Here is a 9,931-nt window from a genome sequence, read left to right on the forward strand (position 1 = left end):
CACCCAAAGACATTGTCACGAAGGACGGACGCCCCTACCGCGTGTTCACGCCCTTCTGGAAGGCCTGCCTTACACGACCCGCACCGCGGGCCCCGCTCGGTATCCCAAAGTTCAGCGCATTTGCAGATATAGATAGCGACCCGCTTGCGGCTCTGAGGCTGGAACCGTCGCAGCCCGATTGGGCCGGCGGTCTCAGGACGACGTGGACGCCCGGCGAACGCGCGGCACACGACGCTCTAGCCGAGTTCATCGACGAAAGAATGGGCGCATACGGCACACTGCGCAATGCGCTGGCAGGAAAACCTACGTCGCTGCTCTCTCCATACCTGCATTTTGGCGAGATCAGTCCGACACAAGTCTGGCACGCGGCAACCCATGCGATCGAAGCGTCAGGCGGCAGCATTGAGAAGGGTGCAAGCAGCTTTCTACGCGAAATCGGATGGCGGGAGTTTTCGTACCATCTCTTATTCAGCTTTCCGGACCTGCCCAACATCCCACTTCGTCCGGAGTTCGCGCGCTTTCCTTGGCGCGATGATCCCGGGGCCCTCGCTGCCTGGCAACGCGGACAAACCGGCTATCCTGTCGTCGATGCGGCGATGCGCCAGTTGTGGGAAACAGGTTGGATGCCAAATCGGGCGCGAATGGTCGTCGCGTCATTTCTGGTCAAGCATCTTGTCCTGCCATGGCAGGAGGGCGAGGAGTGGTTTTGGGACACGCTTGTAGATGCAGACCTCGCCAACAATTCCGCAAGCTGGCAATGGGTGGCCGGGTGCGGCGCGGATGCCGCGCCATATTTCCGCATCTTCAATCCCATCATCCAGGGGCAAAAATTCGATCCCGAAGGCGACTATGTGCGAACTTGGGTGCCAGAGCTCGCGGGGCTACCTACCGAGGACATACACACGCCTTGGAAAGCACCTCCGGGCATTCTAGCTGCGGCCGATGTTGTGCTGGGGCAGACCTATCCCGAACCGATCGTCGACCACGCGGCCGCCCGGGCACGCGCGCTGCGCGCACTGGAGAGCACAAAGTAGGTTTCACCATGCCTGCGGCAGTGCTCGTGTCCTGATCTGCTCTTTCAGTTTCACAATGCGGCGATAGGCCTCTTCAATACGCGCTTCGGCGATGCGGCCATCGCAGACCGCGTCGATAAGCGCCCGATGGATGCGCCTGCCGAACTCTGGATCGTCTCGCGTAATGTTGGAGAGCACCACGATATCGGTGCCGGCTTTGATCGCCCGCACCGCGGCCTCTTCCGGCGAAGAGCGCTCGCGGATTGCCCCCATCTCCATGTCGTCGCTGATGATCACGCCGTCGAAGCCAAGCCCGTCAGGACTGCGAAGCGCCTGCACGGCCTTAGCCGACATAGATGCCGGCAGTCCCACCTCGTCGCTGAAGCGAGGGTGATAGAGATGCCCCATCATCACCGCATCCAACAAACCTTGAAGTGCGAGACGCCGGTAGGGATCGAGTTCCTCCTCGCGCCAACTCTGCGACACGTCCGCCAACGTGCGGTGGCTGTCCTCGGCGCTTGAGCCGTGCCCTGGAAAGTGTTTCGCGACCGTCGCGATGTTCGCGGCGTGGTGCGCGTTGATAAACGCAGCCGCCATAGGCGATACCGCGTCCGCGCTATCGCCGAAACTGCGCCCGCGTGCGCCAATAATGGGATTTTGCGGATTCGTATCCACGTCCACCACCGGCCCGAGGTTCATGTTGAACCCAAGACCCGCAAGCTCGACGGCCATAAGTCCATAGATTTGCTCGGCAATGTCCTGCGCGTCGAGGCTCGGATTCTGTCCCACCAGCTTGGCAGGCGGAAACCACTCGAAGCCCTTCCTGGCGCGAAGGCGCTGAACGGCGCCCCCCTCCTGATCGACGGCGATGAAAGGCGGCAGATCGGATGGGGGTCCACGCAGCGCATCGATGAGTGCTTTAAGCTGATGCTCGTCGGCAATGTTTTTTGGGAACAGAACTACGCCGCCGACCGTTCCATCGCGCAGCTGTGTAAGAACAGCTTGAACACCTCGGTGCTCCTCGCGCCTCCCCGGAAAGCCGACCATGAGCGTTTGACCGACCATCGACGAAAGGCGTTTTGACGGGCATTTATTTTTTGAATCTAGATGTGTGCTATTGGGCGCGCCGGCGGATAACGCGTGCGGCCACACAAGGAGTGCCATTGGAATCAGCACCGCCAGGAGAGCTTTTGCCAGGAGGTGGGCAAGACGAGATCGGAAACACATTGGGCCCGAATTTAGAGGCGAATCTTGCAAGGAATTTGAATAGGGTGCGACGCGGGTTGCAGCGTTGGTCGCGCTGCCTGACCGTCGAATGCGAAACAATCTGGATGAGTGGAATGGACTATAAATCGATACGGTCGTTGGCGGCTACCTGTGTCTTTATCCTCTTTGCGGCCGGGAACGCATGGGCTCAGGCAGAGACCTCAGCGGAGGCCTCGGCTGAGGCTGGCGCGGAACAGGCCGAGGAGAGCGGTGAGGAAGCCGCTCCCATGAGCGATGAAGACTTTGCCAAAAGCCTGGTGGGCAAGACTTATTCTGGCAGTTTCGACCTCGATGGTTGGACCAATCTTGGCGGCGGACTCGTTCTGCCTCCGTTTTATGTTCAGCACTACAATCGTGAAGACGGCACGATCCTAGTGCTAACGGCCAAAGAAACGGAAGCAGCGGGGCGCGGCTCCTCAGCGGATTTTGAAGTCACCGATGCCCTAACAACCAGCAAACCGCGAAAGGGCTACACGTTCTCAACAGCCTGCATGAAGGGCGAGGACTACACCCTTAGGTTTTTGGGCGAGGCAAGCGGCAAGGACTCCGCAGAGTGGTGGACAAACCTCCGCAAAGCCTGGGAAATCAACATTGAAACTGGAGAGATTTCGTCTGTGAAGGCAAGGGGCGTGAAATGCACCAATCCGGATTGGTAGTAAAAGAAACTGTGCTTGTTCGCGGCGCTCCCCGCTAGCAGATTCGCGGAATGGCCCAAGTAATCTTTGTGCTGACGATATTCGCTGCCTTGTGCACGGCGCTGCTTGCCGGACTTTTCTTCGCCTTCTCAATGTTCTTCATGCGGGCGCTGGGTGGCCTATCGGCAGAACGCGGAATCGTCGCCATGCAGGCGACGATACAAGCGATTAAGAGGCCCGCCTTCTTGGCGGTCTTTTTCGGAACGGCGTTGTTGAGCCTTGCTCTTGCGGCTAACGCGATCGTTACTTGGCACTCCGCCTATGCGCACTACGCCCTCGCTGGCGCGGTTCTTTTCCTAGTGGGAGGCTTCGGCGTCACGATGCTGCGCAGCGCACCCATGAATAAGGCCCTTCTCGCCGCGTCTCCCGACGCGGGCGAAGCGCACGAGTACTGGCGTCGCTACCGCCTCGTCTGGGTCCGCTGGAATCATGTGCGCGCGGTTTCAACATCTTTGGCTTGCGCGAGTTTCATGTTGGCGCTGGCTAGCATGGGTCTGCCGCGATAGCCCGGAGGTTGAGTCAGGCACTTGGTCGAGACCACAGAACCAAACCCGATGTGCCGCGCATCTCGCAGAGGGCTACCGAAGCAGATCGATGCCCGCATAGATCAGCGCTGAGATAACCGCCACACATGGAACTGTGATCGCCCAAGTTCCCACGATCCCGATAACATGCGATCTCCGCACGAGCTTTCGCCGCCGCACTTCGTCGCGCGTTGCAGGGAAGAACCGAGCCGAGTTGCGAGCTTTCTTTGCGAGGATGTAGTAGCGGCGTCGACGGCTGTAGCGTGCCGCATATTCGCGAAAGAACCCGACACCAAAAACTGCGCCAACGACAGTCTGCGTCGTCGATACGGGCATCCCGAGCTCGGAGGCCACGAGGACCGTAAAGGCTGCGGCGAGTGCGACGCAGAAGGCCCGCATCGGGTTCATTCTGGTGATCTGCGCCCCGACTACGCGAACGATCCTCGGCCCGAATAGGAAGAGGCCAAGACTGATCCCAACAGCACCAATCAGCATGACCCAGAATGGAACCCCTGCGGGACGCATGAACTCGGGCTGGCCAGCGTTCTCTAAGACAGCCGCCAATGGCGCTACTGCATTGGCTACGTCGTTGGACCCATGGGCGAAGGACAGAAGGCACGCAGCAAAAATGAGCGGTGGCCGAAACATCTGCCTGACGTTCTGATTACGATTCTCCATTCCTTCGGACTGCGCATGTACCCACGGTCCTGCCAAAAGGTAGACGATCCCAAAAACCGGAAGGCTGGTGAGGACGACAATATGCGCGCTGAGATCCCAACCGTCGCCGAACACATTAAGCGCGATGAAGGCGAAGAAGACGGCAGCCATGAGGGCGATAAGCACGGGGACCCATCGGCGGACGGCTGCGATCTTGTTGGACTGATAGATCATGCTCGTCTCGATAAAGGCAACGAGGCATGCTGCAACGAAGGCGCCGATAACGGGAGACAACAGCCATGCCGCGAAAACCTCGGCGACAACGCCCCAGTCAATCGCGGAAGATCCGAGCCCCAATAGGCCAGCTCCGAGAACGCCTCCTACTATCGAATGTGTCGTCGAAATGGGTGCACCTATATACGTCGCCAGGTGAACCCATAGCGCGGCCGCCAGCATGGCCGACATCATGACCCAGACGAAGATGTCGGTGCCCGGCAGCAACGCGGGATCGATCAAACCTTCGGATATCGTCTCGACCACATCGTTGCCGGCGATCAGCGCCCCCGCGCACTCAAAAAAAGCCGCGAGCCCAAGGGCGCCTGTCATCGTGAGGGCGCGCGCGCCGACCGCAGGACCCATGTTGTTGGCCACGTCATTGGCGCCGATCGTAAGCGCGAGGTATCCGCCGATGACTGCGGCGAATACCAACAGCAGATCGCTTTGACCTCTCACGGCATGGCTCTCTGCCAAAAGGGCTGCCGACAACAGGAAGACAAAAGTCGCCCCAAGAGCCAGATAATTGCGCGAGGCAGCGCGCGTGGCTTCCTCAAGTCGCTCGATTTTGCGGAGGTCTTTGTCGAGCGGTGCGCCAGGCTCTACCGAACGTCGGCGGAACGGCGCGGCGCCGACTCGAGACCGGATAACCCGGTCTTTGCGTTTGCGCTTTGCGCCCTCTCCCCGATGCGCCATGCGTGCCAACTCCCCCACCTGGCTAATACACTGACCTGGGAACACGCGCACGCGGACTCAATGGCCTCCTCGGCGCGCTCTGACCCGAAGAGGTTCCGGCTCAGCCGCCTATGCGGCTTCGAGATGAAATACGTTGCGCAAAAGCGATGCGAGCTCAGAGTCGGAAACTAGTTTGGCTGCTTCCTCAGGTGACGCCCAACGCGCCCGCCGGGCACTCTTCTCTTGCCAGTCCAGTTTGTGCGTTTTAACGCGGAGCAAGAATACGTCCACAACGCATTGGGCCCAGGAATAAAAATGCAGGCGTTTCGTGTAGGCGAAAGATCCAACAGGTGATTTTCCGATCTTGCCAGTAACCCCAGCCTCTTCGGCAGCTTCTTTCGCCGCCATAGCACGGTCGGACGTTCCGTTCTTGGGCCAGCCTTTCGGAATGGTCCAGCGCCCACGTCCGCGCGTCGTGATTAGGAGAACCATGGGGCCCTCCTCGGTCTCGACGACGGGCAACGCCGCAACCTGCTTCAATGGTTCGCTCATCCGTCCTCTTTTGTCTGGGACGCGGCCAACAGGGTTTCGACGTGAGGCAGTATGTTATCGACTATAACGCCAACGCCCCCAGCGTTTGGGTGAATTCCATCCCTTTGCATCAATTCCGCGTTGAGTGCCGCCCCCTCCAAGAAAAAGGGGTACAGCAACACATCATACTGGGCAGCGAGCGCCGGATAAATCGCCCCAAAAGCGGTTACATACTCTTTCCCCAGGTTGCGCGGGGCTTCCATCCCCGCCAGCAGCACCGGCAGATTCCGTTTCTGGAGCCTCTCAAGGATTTCGGCCAGCGCCGCTTTTGTCGATTCGGGCGGCAAGCCCTGAAGGGCGTCGTTTCCGCCCAATTCAACGATCACGGCATCTGTGTCACCGTCCAGCGCCCAATCCAGCCGGCGCAGTGCAGCGCTGGCCGTATCCCCGGATACACCGGCATTGACGATCCGAACCTTGTGGCCACGCTCCTTCAAGGCGGTCTCAAGTTGCGATGGAAACGCCTTGTCGTTCGGCAAACCGAAACCCGACGTCAAACTATCTCCAAGAGCAACGATGACGGTTTCGTCCTGATCCGCGCGCGCCTGGGCGGAGAAGCAATGGATTCCGATCCAAATCACCGCGGTCAGCGTAAGAAATAGGTGGCGTCCAACATTAGCGCATTTCATCATTTCGACCTGTTTGCCCTTACTTTATGTGGCTAACGTAGCGGAGCGCTCCAGCCCAACCGGGCCGTCGTCAAAGCAACCACACCTCAAGGCCCAGACCCGACCATGGATCAAACTGTAAGACCGACGCGCGCGATTGAGCTCGAAGACGTGCATGTCACACTGTCTTCACGCGCAGGCGCAGTGGCAATCTTGCGGGGCATTTATCTAGACGTCTCGTTTGGCGAGGCTGTGGCAGTTATTGGTCCGAGCGGCTCGGGAAAGTCCACGCTCTTGATGGTAACAGCTGGCCTGGAACGCGCGACATCGGGCCGTGTCATCGTCGCTGGCACTGACTTGGGCGCGCTCGACGAAGATGGGCTTGCACGCCTTCGCGCCGAGAAAATAGGGATCGTATTTCAGTCCTTCCATCTGGTTCCCACTATGACAGCGTTAGAGAATGTTGCACTCCCGATGGAGTTCCTTGGGCGCGAGAACCCGGTCGACGTTGCGCGCGATGCGCTCGAAGAGGTTGGGCTGTCCCATCGCGTTTCACATTTCCCAGGGCAGCTGTCCGGCGGCGAGCAACAGCGCGTGGCGATCGCGCGCGCACTTTCCACGAGGCCATCACTGATCCTTGCCGACGAGCCCACCGGAAACTTGGACCTTGCAACAGGCGCCGCTGTTATGGACCTGCTGTTTGAACTGAAGGAACGCACCGGCGCTACACTCCTTCTCATCACCCACGATCATGAACTCGCAACGCGCTGCGACCGGACCGTTAGCGTTGCCGATGGGCGCATTGTCGACGAAGGCGCTTCTGTGAGCGCAAACGCCACGTGACCGTCGAAACCGTCATTGAAAGCCCAACAGCTACCGCGGCGCCGCGATCGCTGGCCCTGACGATTGCTTTGCGAGAGTTGCGCGCCGGCGCCGGAGGTTTGACGGTTTTTGTCCTTTGCATCGCTCTCGGCGTTGCCGCCGTTGCCGCGATCGGATCGCTGGCGGCTGCCTTTGACAAAGCGCTCGCCAATCAGGGGCGTCTCTTGATTGGCGGCGACCTGTCGTTCGAGGTCATACATCGGCAGGCGACAGACGAGGAATTTTCGGCGCTCCAAGAACTCGGACAGGTATCCCAATCTGCAAGTTTTCGCGCCATGGCCCGAGGCGGCGACGAGAAGAGTGCGCTCGTCGAGGTAAAGGCCGTCGACGACGCGTATCCTCTCTACGGTGAGGTGAACGTTCTCGAACCCAACGGTCTTGGCAGTGCCTGGCAAAAGCCCGGCACCGTACTCGTGGATCCCGCTCTGCTAGATCGGCTCAAGATCAAGACGGGCGACACGCTAAAAATCGGTGACGCGACAATGGTGATTGCTGGCACGCTCGGCCAGCAACCGGATCGGCTGGCGGACCGCCTATCCTACGGCCCCAAAATTCTCATGTCTCGAGGCACGCTCGAGACCACGGGACTTGTGCAGCCCGGAAGCCTCATCCGTTGGACCTACCGCGTTAAATTGCCGAACGATGCCGGCACCGACCGTGGCATCCTCACTGAAACGCGGAAGGGCATGGAAGCCGCGTTTCCACAAAGCGGGTTCGCTATCCGCGACTGGACGGACCCAGCCCCGTCTCTTAGGCGCAATGCCCAACGCTTCACGCAATTCATCAACTTTGTTGGACTGACAGCTCTGTTACTCGGAGGCATTGGCGTCGGCAATGCGATCCAGAGCTACATGGCGAAGAAGCGCGACGTGATTGCCACGTTCAAATGTCTTGGCGCGACTAGCGGTCTCGTTTTGAGGGTCTATCTCCTTCAAGCCGTCATGTTGGCAGGCCTTGGCATTCTTATCGGACTGGCGCTGGGGGCACTCGCGCCGTTGGCGATCGCAACGCTCTACGAGGATGCGTTGCCGCTGCCGCTTGCCGTAGAGCCACACCCGATCCCGTTGATGGTCGCTGCACTCGCCGGTCTTTTGACGATGGTTCTGTTTGTGCTGTGGCCCCTTGGCCAGGCCAGCCGTATCTCGCCCGCGCGACTGATGCGTGCTGGCCTTACCGACGAGCGGACGCGCTCAGCGACACCCTTCGCGATTGGATCTGCCGCCGCGGGACTCGCGCTCTTCGTCCTCGCCATCGCTGCAAGCGAGGAACGGCTCGTCACGGCTGCGATTTCTCTTGGCATCCTCTTGGCATTCGGGCTGCTGCTCGGATTCGGAATCTTGGTGCAACGTTACGCTGCCAGGCATCGGCGCACGAAGCCCCCTGCTTTTGCGCTTGCGTGGGCAAGCGTCGGCGCACCGGGGTCGCTTGCCCGCGCTATATCCGTTTCCCTTGGCCTTGGCTTGGGTCTGCTGATTGCGGTCGGCTTGATTCACGGCTCATTGCTGGCCGAGATTGAGAGAAATGTGGAGGTCGACGCGCCGGCCTACTACTTCCTCGACGTTGAACCCGAAGATCTTGTGGCGTTCAAGGAAACCGCAAAAGCGATCGCGCCCTCGGCAAAAATGGAGAGTGCCCCCATGTTGCGTGGGCGCATTGTCGAACTCAAAGGCGTAACGGTCGACGAGGCCGACGTCTCGCCTGATGCGCGGTGGGTGGTTTCCGGAGATCGGGGCCTCACCTACACCAACAGCTTGCCTGGCGCATCCGAAATCGAAGCAGGCGAATGGTGGGCCAAGGACTATGACGGTCCGCCACTTGTTTCCTTTGATGGCGAACTCGCGCGCGGGCTGGGGCTAGAGGTCGGCGACATGGTCACTGTCAACATTCTTGGCCGCAATGTCGAAGCCCGGATCGCGTCGATGCGCAAAATCGACTGGGAATCGCTCGCCATCAACTTCGTGATGGTGTTCTCGCCCAACACACTGCAAGACGCGCCGCACCGGCTCGTGACCACACTCGAGTTCGCAAAGGGGACGGCGCCGGAGACGGAAGCGAAGATCATTCAAGGGCTCGCCGAACGCTTCCCGCTCGTGACGGCAATTAAGATCGGCGACATCGTCGACGCTGCCAAATCGATGCTGGCCAAGCTGATGGCCGCGATCAGCGCAACGGCGGGCTTCACACTGCTAATTGGCGCCGCGGTGCTCGCGGGCGCGGTCTCTGCCGGTCAGCAACGCCGAACATATCTTGCTGTTCTCTACAAGACGCTCGGCGCGACGCGACGGCAAATCCTGAGCGCCGAACTCATCGAATTCGGACTGCTTGGCGTTGCCACCGCCCTTCTCGCAGTGGTCATTGCCACGGTGACCGCTTGGGCGCTGTGCACATTTGCCTTCGATATTACCTTCGTCTTCGATCCGTGGGCGGCCCTAGGAACAATTGGGCTGGCATTGGCCTTGGTTCTTTCAGTCGGAGCCGTTACAACTTGGCGCGTGCTCTCGGCCAAGGCGGCCCCTTACTTGAGGGCGGAGTAGAGAGGCGAAATAATCGGGGAAACAGTCGATTTCGATAGGCGCTTTCTATTACAGGGACACGATGCCTTCATCTTGCGGAAATAGCCTGATACCACCATATTTCGGTTAAATGCGGCGTTTGCCGCGGCAAATCTGACCAACGGAACAAAGGATTCAAATTAATGGCGGAACTCGACAGACGTTATGAGCAGACCGTCGGACGCGCCGATGAGG

At 59.7% G+C, this 9,931-nt stretch carries 9 protein-coding genes; 5 read left to right on the top strand and 4 right to left on the bottom strand.

The window, feature by feature from the left end:
• A partial coding sequence (locus AC33YF_RS11390; protein WP_491777322.1) for a cryptochrome/photolyase family protein occupies positions 1-1,034 on the top strand: 1,034 nt, incomplete at its 5' end.
• A gap of 3 nt (positions 1,035-1,037) precedes the next feature.
• Here the strand turns inward: AC33YF_RS11390 and AC33YF_RS11395 are convergent.
• Positions 1,038-2,078 carry a glycoside hydrolase family 3 protein gene (locus AC33YF_RS11395; RefSeq protein ID WP_491777323.1) on the bottom strand — a complete coding sequence of 347 codons (1,041 nt, stop codon included), beginning with the start codon at positions 2,076-2,078 and terminating at the stop codon, positions 1,038-1,040.
• A 275-nt stretch (positions 2,079-2,353) separates the two neighbouring features.
• On the opposite strand from AC33YF_RS11395, the gene AC33YF_RS11400 reads away from it, so the two are divergent.
• On the top strand, positions 2,354-2,935 hold the full coding sequence (locus AC33YF_RS11400; RefSeq protein WP_491777324.1) for a hypothetical protein: 582 nt from the start codon (positions 2,354-2,356) through the stop codon (positions 2,933-2,935).
• A 50-nt stretch (positions 2,936-2,985) separates the two neighbouring features.
• Positions 2,986-3,480, top strand: coding sequence for an anthrone oxygenase family protein (locus AC33YF_RS11405; RefSeq protein ID WP_491777325.1), 495 nt, complete (start codon positions 2,986-2,988; stop codon positions 3,478-3,480).
• A 72-nt stretch (positions 3,481-3,552) separates the two neighbouring features.
• Here the strand turns inward: AC33YF_RS11405 and AC33YF_RS11410 are convergent, their stop codons facing one another.
• The 3 genes from AC33YF_RS11410 to AC33YF_RS11420 all read right to left on the bottom strand — a co-directional run bounded on the left by AC33YF_RS11410 (position 3,553) and on the right by AC33YF_RS11420 (position 6,326).
• Positions 3,553-5,124: an inorganic phosphate transporter gene (locus AC33YF_RS11410; protein WP_491777326.1), complete on the bottom strand. Its 1,572-nt coding sequence runs from the start codon at positions 5,122-5,124 to the stop codon at positions 3,553-3,555.
• Positions 5,125-5,232: 108 nt separating this feature from the next.
• Positions 5,233-5,655, bottom strand: coding sequence for an NUDIX hydrolase (locus AC33YF_RS11415; RefSeq protein ID WP_491777327.1), 423 nt, complete (start codon positions 5,653-5,655; stop codon positions 5,233-5,235).
• Positions 5,652-6,326, bottom strand: a complete 675-nt coding sequence (locus AC33YF_RS11420) for an arylesterase (RefSeq protein ID WP_491777328.1) — start codon at positions 6,324-6,326, stop codon at positions 5,652-5,654. The genes AC33YF_RS11415 and AC33YF_RS11420 overlap by 4 nt, the downstream gene beginning before the upstream one ends.
• Positions 6,327-6,428: 102 nt before the next feature.
• Between AC33YF_RS11420 and AC33YF_RS11425 the strand changes: the two genes are divergently transcribed.
• Both AC33YF_RS11425 and AC33YF_RS11430 read left to right on the top strand, forming a co-directional pair.
• Positions 6,429-7,145 carry an ABC transporter ATP-binding protein gene (locus tag AC33YF_RS11425; protein ID WP_491777329.1) on the top strand — a complete coding sequence of 239 codons (717 nt, stop codon included), beginning with the start codon at positions 6,429-6,431 and terminating at the stop codon, positions 7,143-7,145.
• On the top strand, positions 7,142-9,718 hold the full coding sequence (locus AC33YF_RS11430; RefSeq protein ID WP_491777330.1) for an ABC transporter permease: 2,577 nt from the start codon (positions 7,142-7,144) through the stop codon (positions 9,716-9,718). The genes AC33YF_RS11425 and AC33YF_RS11430 overlap by 4 nt, the downstream gene beginning before the upstream one ends.
• The last annotated feature ends 213 nt before the right edge of the window (positions 9,719-9,931 follow it).

It is taken from the genome of Methyloceanibacter sp. (assembly GCF_058506495.1).